Below are 21412 nucleotides of genomic sequence, written 5' to 3' on the forward strand. Positions count from 1 at the left end.
CAGCATCATAAGGTATTTCATTCGTTTTTTTAAGAAATCATTCAATATTCTGCACGTCTATGATTTTTTAAAAATACGTATTATGAAATTGATTCAATTACTTTTTTCTTTGAAGAACGATCGAAAAAACAAAGAGCATCTAAACATTTTATTCAATAAAACTCTCTTGAACTTAATATCTATGTCTTTTATAGCTACTAGATAAAAATCAATATGTTTCTTCGGGAGTGAAATGGCCTTTGTCTTTTAACTTATAGTCAAAAAATTCAAGAATGAGTTCATTTGCCTTTTCAATACAGTAATATTGATCAATGTCGGCCTTCCCACCTTGCAGAGTATTTGCAAGTATAGGAGAGAAAAGTGGTAAATCGGTCAAGCTTAAATGTTTTGCCCCTTTAAAATGAGTAGTATATGCATCTTTGAAGTGTTCATTATTGAGTTTGTTCGCTACGTAAGTAGAGTTGCTTTCGAGTTGTTCCCAAACATCGTCAGAATAGATGTTAAGAAGTGGGGTCGTAAAGTCTTCGTCACGCGCTACAAAATCATTCATTTCTCTATTATAAACAAGCTCACTAAAGAACGGTGCGTCAATATTTACAACTGCATCTACATCATCACGTTCTTTACCTACCCAAACACTTGCAGCTCCGCCCATGGAGTGACCGAACACACCAATTTCCTCAGTATTGATATGTTGATAAACAGTGCTATTGTCTCTTTTGGCTTTCTCAACTATCGTGTCAATGACAAAATTCATATCGTCTGTTCGAAGTTTCATCCATTTTTGAATGAGTCCATAGGCTTCTTCCTTCGTGTAAATACCTTCTTTATTGGAATTGCTGAATTAAGATTAGTATCTGAATTAATTAAAGCCTTCGTTCCATCCACTGATGCAGTATAAAAGGAGTGATATGGATGATCGATGGAAACGACTACATAACCGTGGCTTGCAAGCCGTATAGGTAGAGGTATTGCTTGCCTTAATACCATATGCTCCATGTGAGAACACCAATAGAGGGTATTTTTCATCTACCCTTTTAGGATACCAAAATGCCACATTAACAAATCTGTTGTCCCCCTTGTCAGTAAATTCCTCAATACGATTGTTGTCAATATATGTGTAAATAGCGGTTGCGACTTCATATTTACCTGTCACTTTTGGTGATTTATGCTGCGGAAATACAATTACCGGTGCAAGTGCAAATACAAAAGCCGATATCATCATAAAGAATTTCCACACAATTTTAGAAGTTTTGTATTTTTTTGTATTTGTTTTGTTACGGATCAGGGATACGGTTCCCGTTACCGCTAATATGAAAAGTAGTATGGCAAGCAATACCCAGCGGAAACTCCACACAATCACCGGTGATTGTGTGAGAATGACAAATGCTATAAATATAGCAATGCTAATCCAATTTTTTATTTTTTTATGGTATTGCTTGTTACTATGCAGTAGATTGAAAATGCAATCTCAAAAGCCAAAGCGATCAATAATAGTAAAGTTCCCATAGTAGTTACCCCTTCTTTTTTAAAAAATTTCTTATGAACTGATCATAAAAAATGGCTGAAAGGATGTATATAGAAAAACGGTAAGTTGTAGCTACGAGCAAATAAGATGCAAATAAAAGCTTACCGCAAAATAATCTGCTTGCAGACAACTGCTGCTTTATGATTTTATTGACTACTCAAATGCGTCCTTCTTAAATGCTTTTAGTTTTTCGTTGATTTTTTGGGCTTCTTTTTTATCCTTTTGCCATGATAGCAAACGAACTAGGAGATAGATTCCGGCAATTTGCAGTGCCAAAATGATGCCATCTAATGCACTATTCACAATACCAAAAATGCTACCAAGGGTAATCAATAGAATCTCTAAAGTGAAAAAGTGAATGGCCATTCTTATACGCATTTTCTTTTCACTTATATCATTAGGGGAATACAAAATAAATCCAATTAAGGCACTTAAAAATGAAAATACCATAATGATATAAATCGAATTCAAATCAAAGGCCATATTGGGATAATACATTTGTCGCAAAATAGTAATCATAATGATGATGGATGCGAAGATAATCAAGAAATCTTTAACAATCTTTTGTACAAATTCGCTAGTCTTCATATTTTTCCCTCCTTCTATAATCCAAGCATATTTTTAAGGACAGGCACATACTGCCTTGATACAACAGCACGTTCCCCATTATCAAGTACCGCTTCAAATCTGCCACTTATGGAAGGATAAATAGAAGAAATTTTGGCTATGTTCAAAATCGTTGATTTGGATGCACGAAAACAGTTCTTTCCCTGCAATAATTCCTCAAGCTCATAAAGCTTTTGTTTTACCTCAAAAACGTTATCCTCGCAGTAAATAAAAACCTTTCCGTCAACTGCCTCGAAATAATAGATATCACTAAGCTTAATACGGTGAACTCTATCATTTTGATATCCGAGCATAATGAGGTTTTCAGATTTCAGCTTATTTACGATTTCGTATATTTCGTCATTCACTTCATGACACCTAATGAGGATTTCTTCTTCCATTTCTTTGCTTATTTCTTCTATTGAAATTTTCATATTATCACCCACTTATCACCCACGAAAATTCAAATTATTTCAGGTCGACTAAGGATTTTTGTTTTTCGGTGTTTTCAAGTTGTTCGTGCTATTATTAGCACAATCTGATCTGGATAATGCTTACATCCTTCAGACTACTTTATTATAACGCCCCCATATACAATTCTTTTTTGCATTTTATCAGATTATTGTTTGGAATTTATAATAAATATTTGAATTGTGTCAGTGCCTGGCACCAGAGCAACCCTGCTCTAGAAGTACAAAAATAGGGATGTAAGAATCCAAAATTGGACGACTTAAACCTATATTGTTAAGGCTTTAACTTTCATGTCTATCAAATCTTTTGCACGATTCCCTACTTTTTATCTTCTTTAAAATAAATTATAACTGTTATATAATAGAGGCGCTTCTAATCTATGAATAATTGTATTACACAATAAGATTGTTATTATTGAGACAGAAAAGGTATGTGACTAGTTACTCCTTAGCTTGCTGTAACGCCTACATCCTTTTTTGTGAATATTAGGAATAGGGATGGTAGAAATGAGTAGCAAACAAATTAAATCAGACGTCATCTTAATTGGTGCCGGAATTATGAGTGCGACTTTGGGAACAATGCTCAAAGAATTAGCACCAGACTGGAATATTACAGTGTTTGAGAAACTTGCAAACGCCGGAGAAGAAAGCTCTAACGAATGGAATAATGCGGGAACAGGGCATGCAGCATTGTGCGAGCTAAACTACACATCTGAAAAACCAGACGGCTCTATCGATATTAGCAAGGCCATCAATGTGAATGAACAGTTCCAGGTTTCTATGCAGTTTTGGTCATATCTTGTCAATCGCAAGCTCATCCAAAATCCAGAAGACTTCATCATGCCCTTACCACATATGAGTATGGTAAGAGGCGAAAAAAATGTCGAGTATTTGAAAAAACGTTTTGAAACGATGTCGAATAATCCATTGTTTAAAGGGATGGAATTTTCCGATAACCCAGAAAAACTAATGGAATGGATTCCGCTTATTATGCAAGATCGCCCAGCGGATGAAGCGATTGCGGCAACAAAAATTGACACAGGTACAGATGTCAATTTTGGAGCTTTAACGCGTATGTTATTTGACCACTTAAAAACGCAAGATGTCGATATCAACTACAATCATAGTGTTGAAAGCATTAAGCGTACGAAAGACGGCTCATGGGAATTAAAAGTGCATGATATCGATGGTTGTAGAATGGAATATCATACGGCAAAATTCGTCTTCCTTGGAGCTGGTGGCGGAAGCTTAGAGTTATTACAAAAATCAGGTATTCCTGAAGGCAAACATATTGGTGGATTCCCGATTAGTGGATTATTCATGGTATGTAACAATCAGGATATTGTTGAGCAGCATCATGCCAAAGTATACGGCAAAGCTGCGGTTGGTGCGCCACCAATGTCTGTGCCGCATTTAGACACAAGATTTATCGATAATAAAAAATCATTACTATTTGGACCGTTCGCTGGCTTCTCACCGAAGTTCTTAAAAACAGGTTCCAATATGGATTTATTTGCATCTGTCAAACCGCATAATATTACTACGTTATTGGCGGCAGGCGTGAAAGAAATGGGCTTAACAAAATATCTGATCCAACAATTGATGTTATCAAAAGATCAACGTATGGAAGAGTTACGTGACTTTATCCCGAACGCGAAGAGCGATGATTGGGATATTGTCGTTGCTGGTCAACGTGTACAAGTTATCAAAGATACGGAAGCTGGTGGCAAAGGAACGCTGCAATTTGGTACGGAGGTTGTCAGTGCTGCTGATGGCTCTATCGCTGCCTTACTCGGTGCGTCTCCAGGTGCATCTACTGCCGTTCCAGTTATGATTGAAGTCATTAATAAATGCTTCCCTCAGCAGGTAAAAGAGTGGGAACCAAAATTAAAAGAAATGATTCCTTCTTATGGCATAGCATTAGTGGAAAACCCAGCGCTTCTTGAAGAAGTTCATACTTCTACAGCGCAAGTGCTTGGTCTAAGCAAAAACTAATCATATTAATAAAATATAGAACCTTTCATCCATGTTTGGATGGAAGGTTCTATTTTTATTTAATAAAGCAATTTTCTATAGATGTAGAAATTGGCTTTTACTATAATTTTGTTCTAGTAAATTATTTAAAAACATTCATTTTTTTCAGCACAATACAAACAGGAATGGCTGCACAGATACCTACAATATTTTGAACGAGGTTGCCAGGAATAGAGGCTGCTGGTATGATCCAATTTCCAAATAGCACACGTTCACAAATATAATAACCTCCTAACATGAAGGGAACTGAAATGATGGTAGCAAATATATTAAACGTAATACTAGTACCTTGGCGACCCAGGGACCAGGCGATTTTCCCAACGATATAGCCTTGCAAACCGCGTGTCAAGAAGGTAAAAGGTGCCCATAATGTCCAGCCGGATATTAAATCAAATAAGCCCATCCCAAAAGCACCTGCCATTGCCCCTTTTTTAGGACCAAATAAGATAGATGTGATAAAGAGCATAGCAGTTCCAAGATGAACCAAACCACCATTTGCGGTAATTGGTAGTTTTATATTGATAAAGAGGGTTGCAACAAATACAAGAGCGATTAACATGGCAGTTTGAATCAAATCAAAAACGCGTGAGTTTGTATAACTTTTTGTACTTTTTGTAATGTTCATAGGGATAGACCTTTCTTTCCTTTTTATCGGTTTTTTATTTATTGATAAAGTTAGCAAAGGATTGGCCTATTTAAAAGTATCAATTTTGCCTAATTTTATAGGGTCAGTTTTTTCACTTTACGATGCTCGTTTTTATTTTAATAAATTTTTTAATTAAATTTTTAAACTGAAATGCTATCGATAAAGCAAAGACAGTGCTTACTAGCTTTTTAAAACTTAAGCTGTGAAAAGCAAAATACAAGGGAGCGTTTTACATAAAGCGAAGCAAGGAAAAGCAAAAAAGAAACAACGAGTGACACAGGAATACTTAAAATGACTGGAAGCTCCACGCCTTGCCAAATCCCCATTTTTATTTGATCAAAGCCTACTGTACGTAGAATACCGGTCAGTATGGCTAGTAGTACACTTAAAATCAACCCTACGTATAGCACAGATAAGACTAAAGTTGCTAATGAGCAAAAAAATGCCCGAATCATGTTCATTCAGCTTCACTCCTAATGATATGTTGCACTTGAGCACTTGGAGAGACTGTATAGTATTCTTTGTAATAAAGTGTTTGGATAGTACAATTATCGCCAATTAATACTACATCCCCTTCAACTACTTCCGCAACTGTGTTAGAAAGTTCTAAGGTTCTCCCTTTTATCCTTTTACAAACTAGCTTTTTCTTTAAGAAAGACAGGGAAACCCTATCTTTTTCTACACAAATTTCATCTGCAATAAGCTGAGCGATTTCACTTCGCCCAGACATTTTTAGCTGAAAATGTACTGCATATATTTCTTGCGCTTTAACAAAGCCAATTGCGTTAAAATGCTCTGTTTGTAATTTTTGTTCAATTGTTAGTTTTCCTGAACTGTTAATCTTCGTTACTTGCCCATTTCTTATCTTTAAATTCCCAGCATTCGTAATTTCATTAATTTCACAAAGATCATTTATATTACATGATCCCGTATTATTTAAAACTTGCGCTACAACGCGAGAATGAAATGAACTATGTCCATGAGCAGAGATTTTTTTTAATCGTACTTCTTGATGTAAAGCAACAGAACCACGGATTTTTAGTAATTCACAATCTGCTGCTAAGTCTTTGATCTTGCCACTTGTAAGGGTTATACTTCGAAGTTTCTGAATTCCTTCATTCATGGATAAATCACCTCTTTTAATTTAATTAATATATAGTTTAATTATTAAAATATATATTAATTAAAGTATATGCACCTTCAATTTGTCAAGAACAAAAAAGACAACAAAAAAAGGATTTCAACTTTATGAAATCCTAAAAAATTTTTTTCATTAACTGATTAACGTCGATTAGCACTTTTGCTATATCTGTTAATTTTTCTTGTGGAAGTTTTAAGAATATATCTTGTACTTTAACCTCGCCATTATTTGTTAAAATCATTTTTACAACACGTCTGTCTTCGTTTTCTCTAACCCTTTGTACGAGGTTCAATTTTTCCAATTTATCACACATAGATGTAATGGCTCCGGGTGTTACACTGAAAAAATCGGCTATTTCAGTTGCTTTCATGCCACCATTGATTTTTAGTTGAAGCAGAAGAATCAGCTGGTTTTGGGATAATGACTCACCTTCTGAGAGTAGATGAACAAACATCATAGATTTTTGTTGTATTTCAAGCATTTCTTTCATAATGATTTCCACATGAAGCATTTCACTATTTTTTGACATATGATCACAGCCCGTTAAAATATTTATTATTTAAATTATATAGTAAGTATAGTATTAATTTCTCTTACTGCCAATATTCTTTAGTTTTCTTGATGCAGCCTTTTTATGAATAGCAACATGTGTAATCGACTTTAACTATATAAGGTAGTAAACTATTTTCACAGCTTATTTTCGATGCGAGAGAGTAAATGAAGTGTAAGAATTTTTATTATCATTGGGGCAACATTTCCTGGGAAAAGTTAGCCCACTCATTTGCTGACAATATGTTAAGGAATAACTGTAGGTTCATTTCTTGTGCGCATTTTACACTACTTCAAGCTAAAAATACAACGCATGGCTAATTCTTGTAGTGATTATGAAGGGGCTTTTTTTAAACTGCGAGATATTTGTCAACAAACGTATCAAGTTTAATTTTGTTTTCATATTTCGAAAAGCAATAAACGTTTACAAATAAGGGATGGAGTGGGGGAGCTCATGATAAAAGAATGTAAGAGTATAGCAGAGGTAAGAGAAAATATAGATAGTATTGATCGTAAAATTGTAAAGTTAATAAGTGAAAGAAGTGAGTTTGTTGAGCAAGCTGCTAAGTTCAAAAAAGATACAGAAGACGTAAAAGCACCGAAAAGGGTAGAGGCAGTAATTGAAAAATTTAGAAATATAGCATATGAAAATGATGTAAATCCTGACATTGTGGAAGAGGTTTACTGCACAATGATTTCCTGTTTTATTAAACAAGAATTGGTGGATCACGCAAAAATAAATATATAGTATAAATCTCTACATCATCCCCGTTACTTATTTTAACACGCGTATAAGATTACGTAGATGGGGGACTGTCAATGCTTTTGTGTAAATGATAACAGCCCCCCTTAGTAGTTGAAATAAAAATAGTGGTTGAACACTCGTAGGTACTATTTTTTGATATAAAAGTAAAAATCCACATAGACTCCGGTGGGGAAAGTAAAGCGGATTTTTACCATATTGCAAACGATTGTTAGTGTTTAAAGACTTTTGGGTTAACTCCATTTCCATAACAGCCTATATTCTTTTAGGAAAAGTTAAAGCTTTATACATCTTTCTTTTATAGACGTAGAAGTACATACTTAGTGGCCACCACATAACTAAGAATATTGGATAAATAGCCCATATTACTCCTGGTGAGGAAACTGCATTTACTGTAATAAAAAAAGTACTAATGAGTAAGCTAGCGTAAATAGAGAATGCAACGAATGTTTTTCTCTGAGCATGATATAGAGCCAATGGCCACCACAATACTAAAAATGCCGGATAGATGGCCCATGGATATTGAGGGGACATAACAAGATTTAATATTGAATAATAGATGATTGTGCTCGAACAGCCAATAAGTGCGATTTTTAATGTTTTTGCTTTTTCCTCTAAAAACATGAGGATGGGCCACCATAGTATTGGGTAAAAGGCATACATAATCCATAAATGATTGGGTGAATATAAATAATTTTCAATTGCAAGGAAAGTAATGATGATGACACTACAGAAAACAGAATATTGTTTGTATAATTTCTTAGACATAAAATATAAAGTGATCGGCCATAGTAAAAGAAGTAAACAAGGATAAATAAACCAGGTTGTATGTGGTGATGTTAGATAATTTACCATTCCTAAAAACACCATGGTCATCAAGCTACCTGCTACGGAAAAACTAATATATTGTTTCATCATTGTTTACTCCATTTCTTACGTGACCAAACGAAGTACATGGATAGAGGCCACCATAATATAGCGAAGATTGGATAGATCGCCCAAATCGTATTTGGCGTATAGTAAAGATTGATAAAAAGAAATAACGCAATAATTAAAGAGCTTCCCCAAACCGAGAATTCTAAATTTAATTTAGCCATGTTTTTATTTTTGGGTTCTTGTACTCCTAATTCATTTTTTAAATCTTCAATATCTCCAAATTCAACGATGGCTTTATTAATTGCATCATCTTCTTCTTTTCCGTGCTCCATCAAATAGAATACTTTCTCTTCAAGATTTTGTATGATTTCTTGTTTTACCATTTCGGTTTCGTTATTACGTGGAATGTCTTTAAACAACTCATCAATATGATTTTTTATTTTTTTCATTCTAAGCCCTCCATAAATAAGTCGATAATTTCCTTCACTTCCGTCCATTCTCTTACTAGCTCATTTAAATAAGCTTTACCCAGTGGGGTAATGCGGTAATACTTTCTTTTGCCGCCATGTGTAATATCACCGTAATAGGCCTCAATAATTTCTCTTTTCTCTAAACGTTGAAAAATTGCATATAAAGTTGCTTCTTTGATTTGAAAACGATTATTTGTACGGAGACTAATTTCCTGAGATATTTCATAACCATATCGATCTTTCTCTGAAATCAGCCGCAAAATAATGGAATCCAAGTGTCCGCGGATGATATCACTTCGAACCATAAGTCACCTACTTAGATATTATTGTTCTATCTGATAGAGTAATATTAGCAAACATTACTCTGCGTGTCAAAGTAATTATTTCCACTTAATTGAAATAAATTTGGGGAATGTATACCTGATAATGCGCACTATCCCATAAATAAAAAGCCGATCATTTCAAGTTTAGTAGACCTTGGATGATTGGCTTTTTATTTATTCATTTACAATTATAAATACAACCCTGCAAGAAAAATCCCTAATGCCTCCTGATAAATTTCATCAAACTGACTTAATGGAAGCGGATTTGTACCGCTACCTAATTCAACGGTAAAGCCGGGTCTTCGCCAATCCTGAATGAACCAATCCTTGTAGCCTGCGTAGCTGCCGGCCGATTGAACAGGCTCGTAGCCGCTGACTCGGCTAAACTCATTTACCATTACTTCGGACTCTGGCGGTTCGAGATTTTCAAATCCCCAATAAATGACTCTTCCTTGGGTATGAAAAGCCAGGACCCATGCAAAATCACGTTTCTTTGTTAAATCGGCCATCGCAATGGCTTCAGGCTCGGAAAGGGGGCTTTTACCGCCATAATCACGGGGGCCTGGGGTTTGCCGATTGCGTGCGCTTTCTAGTTCCCATTTGGCAGGAAACTGGTCGTTCAAATCGACGCCATTAATATTCGCCTTCCAGCCAGAAAAGTCGGAACTGCCATAATTCCAACTAATAAGCTTGTTTCTTAATGATGCATCGTCCGGTGGTCCATGTAGTACTAAATTAACGCCATCAGGATTGACCATGGGAACAATGGAGAGCAAGGTTTGCAGGTAAAGAGGAGGTGTAGAGAGTCCTCGAATTGTAGTTTGGTTTGTGAGAGAGAGTAAGTAGTCATTTAAAAAAGTTAAAATGATTGGGGTAGTAATCCACTCGTTCGCATGAAATGAACCATTATAATGAACGCGTTTAGAGCCGTTCCCGATTAATACCTCTGGGATTTCTCGTGCTAATACAGAATTACCAATTGATGAACTTTGGATGAAGGGATAGGCTACTTGTAGCTTTTTTAGATCGCTCATCATGATGCTATAGTCATAATCCTGTTTGCCATTTACGAGCCTCCAGGTAATCCTCTGAGGGATTTGTATTGTCTGGCTGATTTGCAGACGATTAGGATTGAGGTTAGGATTAACTAGTAGGATGGCTTGGAGAGGAAGGTTTCGACTTTGAGCAATTTGCCATAAAGTGTTTCCTTGTTGGATTTGATAATTGGTTGTAACAAACCCTGGAATTTGGATGCGTTGCCCAACCTGAAGTATTTGAGGGTTGGTATGTCGGTTGGAATCAACAATGAGTTGAAGGGGTATTTTGAACACTTCGCTAAAATGCCAAAGTGAATCCCCTGGTCTTACAAATATGTCCACGTCTGTTCTCTCCTTATCTTCAAAATAATACATCATAAAAGTATATGAATTTTTACATCACTTATTATTCAATACGTGAAATGATCATTGTCGTTCATATTACTGTTTTATTGAGTTGGTTTTCATTCCTTTTATGTAATGGGCATCCGTCATTTTTCTTGCTAATTATACTTTTCTTTATCATTGGTTTTGGATATGGGGCAAGTGCATTAACCTTTGCAGCTGTACGTCAATCTTTCCCTATAAAGAGTCAGGCATTGTTTCTGGGTTTGCGAATACGGGTGGCTTTCTTAGTGCGGTATTGCTACCAATCATTTTTGGATATATATTGGATCATTTTCAATCTACTTCAGGTAATCAAGTTGATGGATACTACTATGGTTTCATCACGCCAGTTATTTTCTCCATAATTGGCTTGAGTGGAGTAATTTTTTATAAGGAAAAGCGTCAGGGAACAGGACATAAAACGAACTTACCTAGTATCATTAAATAGAAATGTTTCTTGAACGGGAGCTATTGTTGAATGACATCATCAAAATAAAGTCGTGGTAATCGAGGAAACAAGGTAAGAATAACAAGCAGGAGTAAAGAGCATGGAAGCAAAGTAACCATCCTTACTCCTGTTTCTATTTCCTTTTCAATCTGATTTACAGGGTATACAAAAACAGTAAGAAGTTAGGTATAATTAAAAAAGAAAAGATATGAGGGGTTCAACGAGCTCTTAAAATTTGAATAAAGAATAATTAGTAAAGTCACTGAAGGCATTAAATTATAAATGGTAGAAGATACATTATGATTAGATTAAAGCTTGTAACGAAAGGAAGACAAACTTTCATTGACAAATAAAAATAAAACGGTTGTCCGTTCAATGGACATATTAAATCTATTTATCGATCATACAGAACTGTCATTTCAAGAAGTAATTGAGTTAGCAGGAATCCCTAAAACTACTGCTTTCCGCATGTTGAAATCTTTAGAGGAAATGGAATTTTTGGAAAAGGGAACTGATGCAAAGTATAGGTTGGGAATTTTCTTCCTTAAATTTGGACATCTAGTTTCCATACGCCTGGATGTGCGAAAAATTGCATACCCCATTATGAATGAATTACATAATGATACAAAAGAAGCGATTAATTTAATTGTTCGTGATGGGAACGAAGCTATTTATATAGAGAAAATAGATACAAAGCAAAAAGTCCGTCTCTATACAGCAATCGGTAGAAAAAGTCCACTTTATGCAGGGGCATGTCCTCGTGCCATCTTATCCTTTTTACCTGATGCTGAAATAAAGGAGTATCTCGAATCGTTAGACCTTGAATCATTTGCAATGGGGACGATTACCGATAAGGAAAAGCTTTATGAATCGATTGTGGAGGCAAGAGAACTAGGTTATACAATCAGCCATTCAGAATTAGAAAATTATACATCAGCTGTGGCAGCACCGATTTTCGATCATAAAGGAGAAACCGTTGCAGCTATGAGTATCGCAGGACTGGAAGCCAATTATCAAGGGGAAAATGTTGAAATCTTCGTCGAGAAACTTAAGAAGGCTACCGCAGAGATTTCTAAACAATTGGGGTATGAACAACTTTAAAAAAGTGGTGTCTCAAATGACTTTTGAGACACCACTTTTTGCGCTGAAATCGCTCGTTTATTTAGAGAATAGTACTATCCAAATTACCATATTTCGGATAATTGGATAGCTTCTTTTTACTTATAGTTACTGCGACCTTTTTAAACGTAGCCCAAATGCCAATTCTTTTAGTTTCTTTTCTTGATGGATTAATGCCCATTGTGCTTCTTCAAGCGTGACCTCTTTAAAATATACCTGACCATTTGCTTGCATTTGTGCTAAGGACGGTAAATCTGCAGAGATCACTTGTCCTATTTTAGGATATCCACCAGTCGTTTGACGATCCGCCATTAAAATAATGGGTTGCCCATTAGAGGGTACTTGAATCGTTCCAAACGTAACCCCTTCGGATAATAATTCAAACGGCTCTATTAATTGGATGTCTGCCCCTTTCAATCGATAGCCCATTCGATCTGAGTGTGTTGAGATGGTGTAAGGCGTTGAAAAGAATTTTTTTAAACTTTCTTCATCAAAACGCGGATATTCAGAGCCTTTTATGATTCTGATTGTTTGAATTTTTTTAAATGTAACAAAGGGAGTATAATACACTGACCAAGAAAGGTAAGAGGCTTTCTTTTGTAATTGATGAAAAAGATCCTCTCCTAATGCTGTCCGTTTATCACATTCAAAGATATCGCCCTTTTGCAATTTCCTTCCTTGAAATCCGCCTATTCCAGCACGTATGTAGGTACTTTTACTGCCCATCACTTTAGGCACTTGAATTCCGCCACTAAACGATACATAGGCACGACTGCCACTAATCGCAGCATTAAATTTTAAAATAGATCCTTTTTGAATGAAAATTGGTTGCCACATTGGTACTTCTTTTCCATCTATTGTAGGTTGTAGATTACCACCTGTAATTGCAATCAGTTCATCACTTTCAAATAAAAGGGTAGTTCCAAAAAGTGTCACTTCAAGAGTTCCTTCTCCCTCGGAATTTCCAACAAGTAAATTCGCGATTCGTAAGGAAATTGAATCCATTCCTCCGCCCACGATAACACCAAACTTCTGTAGTCCATATCTTCCTAAGTCTTGAATTGTTGCCAGCATACCTGGCTGCAATACCTTTATTACCATGTTTCCATCCCCAAATCTCTCGTATATTCATCCAATGAAATTGGTACAAATTTAATTCGATCGCCCGGTTGCAATAAGGTCGGAGGAGATTGTTCAGGTAGAAACAATCGAGAGGGTGTTCGTCCAATAATCTGCCATCCACCTGGAGTTTCTAATGGGTAGATCCCTGTTTGACTTCCAGCAATTCCAACAGATCCTGGAGCAATTGTTAAGCTTGGCGTTTCTTTACGTGGTGTTGCAATTTGTTTGTCCATTCCGCCCATAAAAGGAAAACCTGGGGCGAAACCTAACATGTAGACAAGATATTCTGCAGAAGAGTGGATTTTAATAACTTCACTAGGTGTTAAACCATTATAAGATGCTACAAATTCTAAATCTGGTCCCATTTCACCACCATATGCTACAGGTATTTTTACAACACGATCTTTCGTCGTTTCAACTATGTAAGAATGGTTCATTAAGGAAAAAATCTTTGTTTTCACATTTTCGTAAGGCATGTTGACACCTTTTTCTAAATTAGAAAAGTATACATCAATCGGGTTGTAATAAACCGTCACACTATTATAGGCAGGTACAGCTTCAATGAATCCCTTAAAGGGCTGTTCTTCTAATAAATTTAATATATGTTTCACTTTCTTATGTGTTGCCTCATTGATTCCTTCACCTACTTGAATGACAAGTGCAGAATCGCTCAAAGGTCTTATTTGTACATTCTCTTTTAAATTCGGCATGAAAACCATCTCCTGTAGTTTCGTAATTCGGTATATAAGTTTTAAATAACGGATTATTAATATTGTATTTTAACAATAAACTAAAACAAGTTTAATTTGAATGGAAAATATGAAAATTATATTTATTTTCACAATTTTAAAAATTTTTCTTTTCTACAATGATAAAATATGCTAAAATTTTTTTAAATTTCAAAACTTAAGTTCCGAATATCGGTACGCAAATATTGTAAACGTATTCATTGGAGCTACTTTAGTAAAAAGAAAATGGGGGAAGAAGATGTTTCGTGTTGATTTGAACTGTGATTTAGGGGAAAGTTTTGGTCGTTATCAACTTGGGGAGCAAGAGGAAATCTTAAAATATGTAACATCTGCTAATATTGCTTGTGGCTTTCATGGTGGGGATCCAATGGTCATGCATGAAACAGTTAAGTTGGCCATTGCTAATGGTGTGAAGATTGGGGCACATCCAGGATTACCGGATTTAAACGGCTTTGGACGACGTGAGATGAACATCACACCTCAAGAAGCCTATGATATGGTCGTTTATCAAATTGGGGCATTGCAAGGGTTTTTAACAATCCACAATGAAACCATGCAGCATGTTAAGCCACATGGAGCACTTTATAATATGGCTGCCAAAAATCCAGCGATTGCTGAGGCTATCGCGCAAGCCGTTTATGATATTTCACCGTCACTTGTGTTATTCGGTCTCTCAGGAAGTGAATTAACAAAAGCCGGAGAAAGAATAGGACTTCAAACAGCTCATGAAGTGTTTGCAGATCGTACCTATCAGCAGGATGGTTCTTTAACATCTCGCAAACAATCAGATGCATTGATTACGGATAACGAACAAGCTATTCATCAGGTTATAAAAATGGTGCAAGAAGGAAAAGTATTGTCACAGCAACAACTCGAAGTCTCACTACAAGCAGATACTGTTTGTATTCATGGAGATGGAGAACATGCTGTAGAATTCGCGAAAAATATCCATGCAAAATTAATGGAACACCAAATAGCTGTACGTGCAATTAAGGAGGAATTCAATGGGAGTGAATAAAATCGAAGTTAGTGCAGAAGAAATAGAGCAAAAGAAAAAAAGTAAGTTCGTGAAGAAAACAGCAAGTAAAAGTGTGTTACTAGGAGCAGCCTTTTTAATGGCTACCTCATCTATCGGACCCGGTTTTTTAACACAAACGACGATATTTACACAGCAATTAGCTGCTAGCTTTGGATTTGTAATTTTAATTTCATTAATTCTAGATATTGTAGCACAAGTTAATGTTTGGAGAATCATTGCTGTTTCTGGTTTGCGTGGGCAAGAGATTGCCAATAAGGTATTGCCAGGGTTAGGTGTTGTCCTTGCCGTTATGATCGTTATAGGCGGTTTAGCATTTAATATTGGGAACGTTGCTGGAGCTGGTCTAGGGCTAAATGCCATGATTGGTTTAGATCCTATTACAGGTGCAGTTGTAAGTGCTCTGTTTGCTGTTTTTATCTTTGTCTATAAAGAGGCAGGGAAGGCAATGGACAAAGTTGCACAATTGGCTGGCGGTATTATGATTCTACTTATGCTATTTGTTGCTTTTAAAACTTCACCTCCTGTAGGAGAAGCGATTGTGAATACCTTTATGCCTCAAGAAATTAGCTGGTTTGCAATCGTGACTTTGGTTGGAGGATCAGTTGGAGGATACATTACATTTGCTGGTGGTCACCGACTTTTAGATGCTGGCATTAAAGGACAAGAATCTTTACCAGAAGTAACAAAAAGCTCTGTGACAGGGATTTTGATTACAGGTGTGATGCGTATTGCATTATTTTTAGCGGTTCTTGGAGTTGTTTCACAAGGGTTAGCCATTGACCCTGATAATCCACCTGCATCTGTTTTCCAACTTGCTGCTGGTGATATTGGTTATCGCATGTTTGGTATGATTATGTGGGCAGCAGCGATTACTTCTGTCGTAGGGGCGGCTTATACATCGGTTTCATTTATTCGTTCATTTCACCCAAAGATTGAAAAATATCATAATTGGGTGATTATCGCATTTATCATCGTTTCAACAGCAACTTTTGCCTTCATCGGAAAGCCAGTCAATGTGTTAATTATTGTAGGGGCATTAAATGCACTGATTTTACCATTAGCACTTACTATTATATTAATTGCGGCACATAAAAAAGACATTGTGGGTACATATAAGCATCCTCGTTGGTTAACAGTGACTGGCGCAATCGTAGTTGTTCTTATGGGATATTTGAGCGTTATCACATTGATGGAACAAATGCAAAAATTATTTAGTTAATCTAACAACCATCCATGAGCATCTTTATCATGGATGGTTCAATTATAAGGAGTGAATTGACTATGACCACATATAGCACTTTAGCGCCAAATGAAATACGTGAACTTATTCGAAATCAAGAAATAATTGGGCCGACTTCTGGCATGTCAATCGGATTTGCACAAGCAAATTTAGTAATTTTAAAGAAGGAGCATGCCTTTGACTTTCTACTATTTTGTCAGCGAAATCCAAAGCAGTGCCCACTATTAGACGTGACTGAACCTGGATCATTTATACCTTCTACAATTGCAAAAAATGCAGATATTCGTAAGGACATTCCGAAATATCGTATATATCGTGATGGTATTTTCACCGAGGAAGTATTAGATATTACAGATTATTGGGAAGAAGATATGGTTGGATTTTCAATAGGTTGTAGCTTTACATTTGAAACACCGCTTCTAGAAGCAGGTATTCCAATTAGACATATTCAAGAAAACTGTAATGTCCCAATGTATAAAACGAATATCCCATGCGTTAAGGCAGGGATGTTTGAAGGACCAACTGTTGTCAGCATGCGTCCAATGACACCAGAAGATGCGATTCGTGCAATTCAAATTACATCACGATTTCCAAATGTACATGGTGCACCAATACATATTGGTAGTCCGGAACAAATTGGGATTACAGACATTTCAAAGCCAGATTTCGGTGATGCTGTGTCCATTAAGCCAGGGGAAATACCAGTATTCTGGGCTTGTGGCGTAACACCTCAGGCAGTAGCGATGGAAAGCAAACCTGCTATTATGATTACGCATGCACCAGGTCATATGCTAATCACTGATATAAAGGAAACAAGCTTGAGCATCCTTTAAAATATGCTTGAAGACGCCTATTTATTTTCTTCATAAGTGTAAAGCCCACCAATTCATTTTGGTGGGCTTTACTTGTCGCAAGCGATTCCACTACAAAGATAATCATCTGAGATATTGCATTAAACTGGCGAAATCGGATGCTATAATAGGCACTGATAATGTACTTTCATGTGGTAGTGTAGCAGACGGGAATGTAAATTAAAACACTATAGTGAAATAGTTCAACAGGTGTTTTGATTAGGTGAAAATTGGTTGGTTATTTAACCATTCACAAAACATTAGAGAGTAACGGTATTTTAACGAATCAAAGGTATATTATACCAGGCATTAAGTTTGGGTATGTGTCAAGGAACGATGAAAAGGATAGGTGAGAATTATTAGCGTATAGTTAAAATAATACAAATTTGGATTTTTCATTAGAAAGAAGTACATGTACTTTATCCATGTTTAATCCTAGCCCTTTTAAAGCGATAAAATATATCAATACCATTTGCTACAATGGAAATCAAAATAATCACTAACAATATTCGATCGATAGAAAAGGCAACCTTTGAAGCGGTAGTTTCCATAATAGCAGCTATATAAGGAATGGCAGGACCGTGTATTAAGTCGGGTTGTTTAGCCATTAGAATAAAAACAATAGTAGTTACAACTTGAAGGAAGGCATTGATCACAGCAAGTCGAATGGTCCATTGACCAACCTTCCATTTATAAAATGTCAAACCAATACTGAGTGCTATGCAAAATAAAATGATTGGCTCATAAGAAAGTAAGATATCTTGATTGAATATTGGCATGACGAACTTCAAACCATCTCTCTCATCAGAAGTGTAAATGCCAATTAGATGATTGGCTTTAAAATAAACTACAGAAAAAATAGCTATTCCTAAAAAGCTAAATACAATATCATTTAGCGGAATGTATTTGTCAGTAGGAATTATCTTCACCTTTATTAAATCATCGGGTGTCCATTCTTGTTGAGCTTTTAAAAAGGGCATATGTTCCTTAAAATTGTTAATGTTGCCTGTGCGTTCAATAACAATAAAGGCAATCGTAACCCAAAACAGCACATGAAATGACACGGATATAATATTGACGATTGTTATGGAAATGGTCTTAATGATGGCAGTCAGGAGTGCTACCTCCCCTGTGTATAACACAATATTTTCAATAATTTGCACCAGTATTGTTATAAAAATTGCCCATGGTATGACTAATTTGATGGTTCTAATATAAGTGTTATATACATGTGGACCGATTAAATGTGTCGAAACAGCCTGATAACTAGCTGCAAGTTCAGCGGGGTTTCCGAGTTTTAAGAGAACTTCCTTTTCCTCAGATTCGGAATAATTATCAGGTAACATGTCTTTAATTTTAGACTTTAGTTCGAGTTCTTTCACTTCGCGTGTTTTCTTTGGTAACCTTCTTATCACTTCATAAATGTAAACGTCAATCAGATTCATCCTTATCGTCTCCCTCCAATAATGTATTCGGCTCTTCGAACAATACCGACCATTCTGTGAGAAGTTCTAAAATTATAATACACAGATGTACGCATTCATAAAAATTTCCGAAGTCATTTTCAGTTATGTCCCAGCTGTTTGTTATGTGGTAATATATGTTATTAATTATAACTGAAATTCATGTGGAGAATTGTACGAAAATTAAATTGCTTTTAAAAGGAGGAATGAAATTGAGGTTTGTTGAGAAACTGAAAGAAGAAGCGTTTATAAAATTTGTAGATATTGCGGTGGGCGCTTATCCAGGAATATCAGATGCTTCACAGCAATCAAAGGAACAATTGAAGAAGCTCTTTTTGCATAACCAGATCAATAATCCAGCCATTAATTATTATGGATTGTGGACAGACGACAAATTAATGGGTGGTATGCGACTTCATGATTTTGAAATGAATATATTTTCAAAAATAATTCCGATTGGTGGGGTGGGTTTAGTAGCAGTTGATTTACTACATAAAAAAGAGAAGGCCGCAAAAGAGTTAATCGACCATTTTTTTAAGGTTTTTTTAGAGAAAAGGGTTCATTTTGTTGCTTTATATCCATTCAGACCAGATTTTTATAAGAAAATGGGTTTTGGCTATGGACCAAAAATGCATCAGTATTTAGTGGAGCCCTCTAGTTTTCCTAAGGGGCCTACGAAAGAGCATTTAAGGTATTTACAGGAACAAGATCAATACAAATTAAAAGCTTGCTATAACAGGATAGCTGCAAAAAGGCATGGCATGTTTTTAAAAACAGAATCAGAGCTTCTAGCAATTTTTAATAACCCGCAACACTATATTATTGCTTTTGAAAAGGACAATGATATACAAGGTTATATGGTGTTTTCTTTTAAAAAGCAAAGTGAAACAAATTTTATGCTAAATAATTTAATCATTAAAGAACTGTTATATGAGACACCGGAAGCTTTACTAGAGCTGAGTACGTTTTTAAACAGTCAAGCTGATCAGGTGAATCGAATTGAATGGAACACGCAAGACGACAATATTCACTTTTTCCTCGGTGATACTCGAAACGGCACGGGTCACTTAATTCCAAGTGTATACCATGCTAGCTCAGTGGCGGGAATAGGTTTAATGTATCGTATTATCAACGTCATTGGTTTCTTTAATGAATTAAAGACACATAATTTTAATGGTAGTAGTCTTACGTTTAAGCTCACGGTTTTGGATTCGTTATTAATAGAAAATAATCAATCTATTATGATACAGGCAGTAGGTGGTCATATAGAAATTTGGGATTCTGGAAACTATGATGTGGAACTGGTTATAGATATTGCAGAACTTTCATCACTTGTTATGGGGATTGTAACGATGAAAGAGCTTTTCATGCTTGGTAAAGTAAAAGTGAGTAATGAACAATATATAGAGGTGTTAAATCAGTTCTTTTTCGTCTATGAAAAGCCAATCTGTGTAACCGCATTTTAGGGAAAACCATTATTCTTTAGGGTTCACCAATATTCAGGATTTGCTATTCTTTTTTCACAAAAAGAGAGGAAGAACGAACAGGCCTCTCAAGTGGTGTTATATTAATAATAAAATAACTAATAATTAATATTAAAATAACAAGTGAATAAATGAATGTGTTTAGGGGATGGTCATGTTCCACAATGATTAATCGAATCATGGCAGTGATACCTATATAAATGAAATATCTCAATGGAAAATGATAATCCTCTTTAAAATATTTAATAATCATTGTTATAAATTCAAAATACAAAAAGAAGATAAGAATATTTGCGAGGAAAAGCTTGTAGTCACCACCGTCATCGGCTATTAAAATTTTTAGAAATTCAATTAGTTCTTTTATAAGTAGGAAGGATAAAATGAGCGCAAGTAGCACAAGACAGATATTTAAAAATAATTGTAGCGTTTTAGGCACGGTTTTAATTAGTTGAAGATACGTATGATTTTTTAGATTCATCTAATTCCTCCATTTCAAATTTCCTTATCTAAAAATAATATTATCTTTATAGAGTATGAAAAACCTAGAAAAAAGAGAATACCTACTTGTGAAAAAATAGTAATATTTTGTGTATGTACACTGTGATTTATTGAATATAACATTTTATTGTAAATATTATATAAGCAGTACTGTAAATTCCAATATCCAATCGTAAAGAAAATTTTCAAAAAAATTAGGCTGTATGCTAAAATAGATGTGCATGAATATATAAAAAAGGGGTTTTAAAAATGGCAAAAGCAAAAAGAGATGCAAAAATTACACCAGAGCGTCTAGAAGAAGCATTAAACGTTCGTGATCGCCTGATTATTGAATTACTAGTACAAGTGCTTGATGAGAAGCTAGTTATTGAACGTCCTGTATTACGTGAACGCTTAGGGAATCTTGTAGATCTTTCTAATCACGATGCGGAACTGAAGGAAACTTTAACGGCTGTTATTAACAAGCTGTAATAACTGCGTAAATAAAGAAAAATGCTACGAATCTTTCGGGGCATTTTTTTTTCGTATAATCTACGTATGATCGACATTCTGAATACGTTTCTTACCTC

At 35.5% G+C, this 21412-nt stretch carries 24 protein-coding genes and 1 pseudogene; 9 read left to right on the forward strand and 16 right to left on the reverse strand.

Annotated features, from left to right (window positions below; translation table 11 throughout):
* Window positions 1-208 precede the first annotated feature (208 nt).
* The 4 genes from ACQKII_RS14975 to ACQKII_RS14990 form a co-directional block, all read right to left on the reverse strand.
* The gene (locus ACQKII_RS14975; RefSeq protein ID WP_427460549.1) at window positions 209-778 is read right to left on the reverse strand and encodes a hypothetical protein; all 570 of its coding nucleotides are present in this window, start codon (window positions 776-778) and stop codon (window positions 209-211) included.
* Window positions 779-862: 84 nt separating this feature from the next.
* Window positions 863-1225: a hypothetical protein gene (locus ACQKII_RS14980; RefSeq protein ID WP_427460551.1), complete on the reverse strand. Its 363-nt coding sequence runs from the start codon at window positions 1223-1225 to the stop codon at window positions 863-865.
* A 456-nt stretch (window positions 1226-1681) separates the two neighbouring features.
* The gene (locus ACQKII_RS14985; protein WP_427460553.1) at window positions 1682-2116 is read right to left on the reverse strand and encodes a DUF3021 family protein; all 435 of its coding nucleotides are present in this window, start codon (window positions 2114-2116) and stop codon (window positions 1682-1684) included.
* A 14-nt stretch (window positions 2117-2130) separates the two neighbouring features.
* A complete protein-coding gene (locus ACQKII_RS14990) occupies window positions 2131-2568 on the reverse strand; it encodes a LytTR family DNA-binding domain-containing protein (RefSeq protein WP_427460555.1) in 438 nt (145 codons plus the stop codon).
* 543 nt (window positions 2569-3111) lie between these two features.
* On the opposite strand from ACQKII_RS14990, the gene ACQKII_RS14995 reads away from it, so the two are divergent.
* Window positions 3112-4599, forward strand: a complete 1488-nt coding sequence (locus tag ACQKII_RS14995; RefSeq protein ID WP_427460557.1) for a malate:quinone oxidoreductase — start codon at window positions 3112-3114, stop codon at window positions 4597-4599.
* 121 nt (window positions 4600-4720) lie between these two features.
* On the opposite strand, the gene ACQKII_RS15000 is transcribed toward ACQKII_RS14995, so the two are convergent.
* The 4 genes from ACQKII_RS15000 to ACQKII_RS15015 all read right to left on the reverse strand — a co-directional run bounded on the left by ACQKII_RS15000 (window position 4721) and on the right by ACQKII_RS15015 (window position 6954).
* A complete protein-coding gene (locus tag ACQKII_RS15000) occupies window positions 4721-5263 on the reverse strand; it encodes an ECF transporter S component (protein ID WP_427460559.1) in 543 nt (180 codons plus the stop codon).
* A 209-nt stretch (window positions 5264-5472) separates the two neighbouring features.
* Window positions 5473-5745: a hypothetical protein gene (locus ACQKII_RS15005; RefSeq protein WP_427460561.1), complete on the reverse strand. Its 273-nt coding sequence runs from the start codon at window positions 5743-5745 to the stop codon at window positions 5473-5475.
* Complete coding sequence (locus tag ACQKII_RS15010; RefSeq protein ID WP_427460563.1) at window positions 5742-6407, reverse strand: hypothetical protein; 666 nt, start codon at window positions 6405-6407, stop codon at window positions 5742-5744. The genes ACQKII_RS15005 and ACQKII_RS15010 overlap by 4 nt, the downstream gene beginning before the upstream one ends.
* 133 nt (window positions 6408-6540) lie before the next feature.
* Window positions 6541-6954: a MarR family transcriptional regulator gene (locus ACQKII_RS15015; protein ID WP_427460565.1), complete on the reverse strand. Its 414-nt coding sequence runs from the start codon at window positions 6952-6954 to the stop codon at window positions 6541-6543.
* Between the two features lie 474 nt (window positions 6955-7428).
* On the opposite strand from ACQKII_RS15015, the gene ACQKII_RS15020 reads away from it, so the two are divergent.
* The gene (locus tag ACQKII_RS15020) at window positions 7429-7722 is read left to right on the forward strand and encodes a chorismate mutase (RefSeq protein WP_427460567.1); all 294 of its coding nucleotides are present in this window, start codon (window positions 7429-7431) and stop codon (window positions 7720-7722) included.
* 270 nt (window positions 7723-7992) lie between these two features.
* Here ACQKII_RS15020 and ACQKII_RS15025 read toward each other — a convergent pair whose 3' ends face one another.
* The 4 genes from ACQKII_RS15025 to ACQKII_RS15040 form a co-directional block, all read right to left on the reverse strand.
* Window positions 7993-8655: a hypothetical protein gene (locus tag ACQKII_RS15025; protein ID WP_427460569.1), complete on the reverse strand. Its 663-nt coding sequence runs from the start codon at window positions 8653-8655 to the stop codon at window positions 7993-7995.
* Window positions 8652-9062, reverse strand: coding sequence for a permease prefix domain 1-containing protein (locus ACQKII_RS15030; RefSeq protein ID WP_427460571.1), 411 nt, complete (start codon window positions 9060-9062; stop codon window positions 8652-8654). Before ACQKII_RS15030 ends, ACQKII_RS15025 begins: the two co-directional genes overlap by 4 nt.
* Window positions 9059-9388, reverse strand: coding sequence for a PadR family transcriptional regulator (locus ACQKII_RS15035; RefSeq protein WP_143996738.1), 330 nt, complete (start codon window positions 9386-9388; stop codon window positions 9059-9061). Before ACQKII_RS15035 ends, ACQKII_RS15030 begins: the two co-directional genes overlap by 4 nt.
* A gap of 206 nt (window positions 9389-9594) precedes the next feature.
* The gene (locus ACQKII_RS15040) at window positions 9595-10785 is read right to left on the reverse strand and encodes a M14 family metallopeptidase (RefSeq protein WP_427460573.1); all 1191 of its coding nucleotides are present in this window, start codon (window positions 10783-10785) and stop codon (window positions 9595-9597) included.
* 80 nt (window positions 10786-10865) lie between these two features.
* On the opposite strand from ACQKII_RS15040, the pseudogene ACQKII_RS15045 reads away from it, so the two are divergent.
* Both ACQKII_RS15045 and ACQKII_RS15050 read left to right on the forward strand, forming a co-directional pair.
* Window positions 10866-11278: pseudogene (locus ACQKII_RS15045) on the forward strand (MFS transporter); the annotation flags it as partial.
* A 342-nt stretch (window positions 11279-11620) separates the two neighbouring features.
* Complete coding sequence (locus tag ACQKII_RS15050) at window positions 11621-12379, forward strand: IclR family transcriptional regulator (protein ID WP_427460575.1); 759 nt, start codon at window positions 11621-11623, stop codon at window positions 12377-12379.
* Between the two features lie 126 nt (window positions 12380-12505).
* Here the strand turns inward: ACQKII_RS15050 and ACQKII_RS15055 are convergent, their stop codons facing one another.
* Window positions 12506-13498, reverse strand: coding sequence for a biotin-dependent carboxyltransferase family protein (locus tag ACQKII_RS15055; RefSeq protein ID WP_427460577.1), 993 nt, complete (start codon window positions 13496-13498; stop codon window positions 12506-12508).
* Complete coding sequence (pxpB, locus tag ACQKII_RS15060; RefSeq protein WP_427460579.1) at window positions 13492-14229, reverse strand: 5-oxoprolinase subunit PxpB; 738 nt, start codon at window positions 14227-14229, stop codon at window positions 13492-13494. The genes ACQKII_RS15055 and pxpB overlap by 7 nt, the downstream gene beginning before the upstream one ends.
* Before the next feature lie 277 nt (window positions 14230-14506).
* Between pxpB and pxpA the strand changes: the two genes are divergently transcribed.
* From pxpA to ACQKII_RS15075, 3 genes are all read left to right on the forward strand, one after another.
* Window positions 14507-15286, forward strand: coding sequence for a 5-oxoprolinase subunit PxpA (pxpA, locus tag ACQKII_RS15065; RefSeq protein ID WP_427460581.1), 780 nt, complete (start codon window positions 14507-14509; stop codon window positions 15284-15286).
* A gap of 22 nt (window positions 15287-15308) precedes the next feature.
* Entirely contained in the window at window positions 15309-16526 is a 1218-nt protein-coding gene (locus ACQKII_RS15070; RefSeq protein WP_427460760.1) for an NRAMP family divalent metal transporter, read from the forward strand.
* A gap of 62 nt (window positions 16527-16588) precedes the next feature.
* Window positions 16589-17380, forward strand: coding sequence for a putative hydro-lyase (locus tag ACQKII_RS15075; protein ID WP_427460583.1), 792 nt, complete (start codon window positions 16589-16591; stop codon window positions 17378-17380).
* 437 nt (window positions 17381-17817) lie between these two features.
* On the opposite strand, the gene ACQKII_RS15080 is transcribed toward ACQKII_RS15075, so the two are convergent.
* Window positions 17818-18843: an HAAS signaling domain-containing protein gene (locus ACQKII_RS15080; protein ID WP_427460585.1), complete on the reverse strand. Its 1026-nt coding sequence runs from the start codon at window positions 18841-18843 to the stop codon at window positions 17818-17820.
* Window positions 18844-19067: 224 nt separating this feature from the next.
* Between ACQKII_RS15080 and ACQKII_RS15085 the strand changes: the two genes are divergently transcribed.
* Window positions 19068-20327 (forward strand): GNAT family N-acetyltransferase, encoded by a 1260-nt coding sequence (locus ACQKII_RS15085; RefSeq protein ID WP_427460587.1) that lies wholly within the window; start codon window positions 19068-19070, stop codon window positions 20325-20327.
* Between the two features lie 43 nt (window positions 20328-20370).
* Here ACQKII_RS15085 and psiE read toward each other — a convergent pair whose 3' ends face one another.
* Window positions 20371-20823 carry a phosphate-starvation-inducible protein PsiE gene (gene psiE / locus ACQKII_RS15090; protein ID WP_427460589.1) on the reverse strand — a complete coding sequence of 151 codons (453 nt, stop codon included), beginning with the start codon at window positions 20821-20823 and terminating at the stop codon, window positions 20371-20373.
* Between the two features lie 269 nt (window positions 20824-21092).
* On the opposite strand from psiE, the gene ACQKII_RS15095 reads away from it, so the two are divergent.
* Complete coding sequence (locus tag ACQKII_RS15095) at window positions 21093-21314, forward strand: phosphate-starvation-inducible protein PsiE (protein WP_427460591.1); 222 nt, start codon at window positions 21093-21095, stop codon at window positions 21312-21314.
* Window positions 21315-21412 lie beyond the last annotated feature (98 nt).

Source organism: Lysinibacillus sp. NPDC048646 (assembly GCF_050272295.1).
Lineage (GTDB): Bacteria > Bacillota > Bacilli > Bacillales_A > Planococcaceae > Lysinibacillus.

Coding starts and splice junctions, on each gene's coding strand:
- ACQKII_RS14975 (WP_427460549.1), bottom strand. CDS start 778: ATGAAACTTCGAACAGACGATATGAATTTTGTCATTGACACGATAGTT.
- ACQKII_RS14980 (WP_427460551.1), bottom strand. CDS start 1,225: ATGATGATATCGGCTTTTGTATTTGCACTTGCACCGGTAATTGTATTT.
- ACQKII_RS14985 (WP_427460553.1), bottom strand. CDS start 2,116: ATGAAGACTAGCGAATTTGTACAAAAGATTGTTAAAGATTTCTTGATT.
- ACQKII_RS14990 (WP_427460555.1), bottom strand. CDS start 2,568: ATGAAAATTTCAATAGAAGAAATAAGCAAAGAAATGGAAGAAGAAATC.
- ACQKII_RS14995 (WP_427460557.1), top strand. CDS start 3,112: ATGAGTAGCAAACAAATTAAATCAGACGTCATCTTAATTGGTGCCGGA.
- ACQKII_RS15000 (WP_427460559.1), bottom strand. CDS start 5,263: ATGAACATTACAAAAAGTACAAAAAGTTATACAAACTCACGCGTTTTT.
- ACQKII_RS15005 (WP_427460561.1), bottom strand. CDS start 5,745: ATGAACATGATTCGGGCATTTTTTTGCTCATTAGCAACTTTAGTCTTA.
- ACQKII_RS15010 (WP_427460563.1), bottom strand. CDS start 6,407: ATGAATGAAGGAATTCAGAAACTTCGAAGTATAACCCTTACAAGTGGC.
- ACQKII_RS15015 (WP_427460565.1), bottom strand. CDS start 6,954: ATGTCAAAAAATAGTGAAATGCTTCATGTGGAAATCATTATGAAAGAA.
- ACQKII_RS15020 (WP_427460567.1), top strand. CDS start 7,429: ATGATAAAAGAATGTAAGAGTATAGCAGAGGTAAGAGAAAATATAGAT.
- ACQKII_RS15025 (WP_427460569.1), bottom strand. CDS start 8,655: ATGATGAAACAATATATTAGTTTTTCCGTAGCAGGTAGCTTGATGACC.
- ACQKII_RS15030 (WP_427460571.1), bottom strand. CDS start 9,062: ATGAAAAAAATAAAAAATCATATTGATGAGTTGTTTAAAGACATTCCA.
- ACQKII_RS15035 (WP_143996738.1), bottom strand. CDS start 9,388: ATGGTTCGAAGTGATATCATCCGCGGACACTTGGATTCCATTATTTTG.
- ACQKII_RS15055 (WP_427460577.1), bottom strand. CDS start 13,498: ATGGTAATAAAGGTATTGCAGCCAGGTATGCTGGCAACAATTCAAGAC.
- pxpB (WP_427460579.1), bottom strand. CDS start 14,229: ATGCCGAATTTAAAAGAGAATGTACAAATAAGACCTTTGAGCGATTCT.
- pxpA (WP_427460581.1), top strand. CDS start 14,507: ATGTTTCGTGTTGATTTGAACTGTGATTTAGGGGAAAGTTTTGGTCGT.
- ACQKII_RS15075 (WP_427460583.1), top strand. CDS start 16,589: ATGACCACATATAGCACTTTAGCGCCAAATGAAATACGTGAACTTATT.
- ACQKII_RS15080 (WP_427460585.1), bottom strand. CDS start 18,843: ATGAATCTGATTGACGTTTACATTTATGAAGTGATAAGAAGGTTACCA.
- ACQKII_RS15085 (WP_427460587.1), top strand. CDS start 19,068: ATGAAATTGAGGTTTGTTGAGAAACTGAAAGAAGAAGCGTTTATAAAA.
- psiE (WP_427460589.1), bottom strand. CDS start 20,823: ATGAATCTAAAAAATCATACGTATCTTCAACTAATTAAAACCGTGCCT.
- ACQKII_RS15095 (WP_427460591.1), top strand. CDS start 21,093: ATGGCAAAAGCAAAAAGAGATGCAAAAATTACACCAGAGCGTCTAGAA.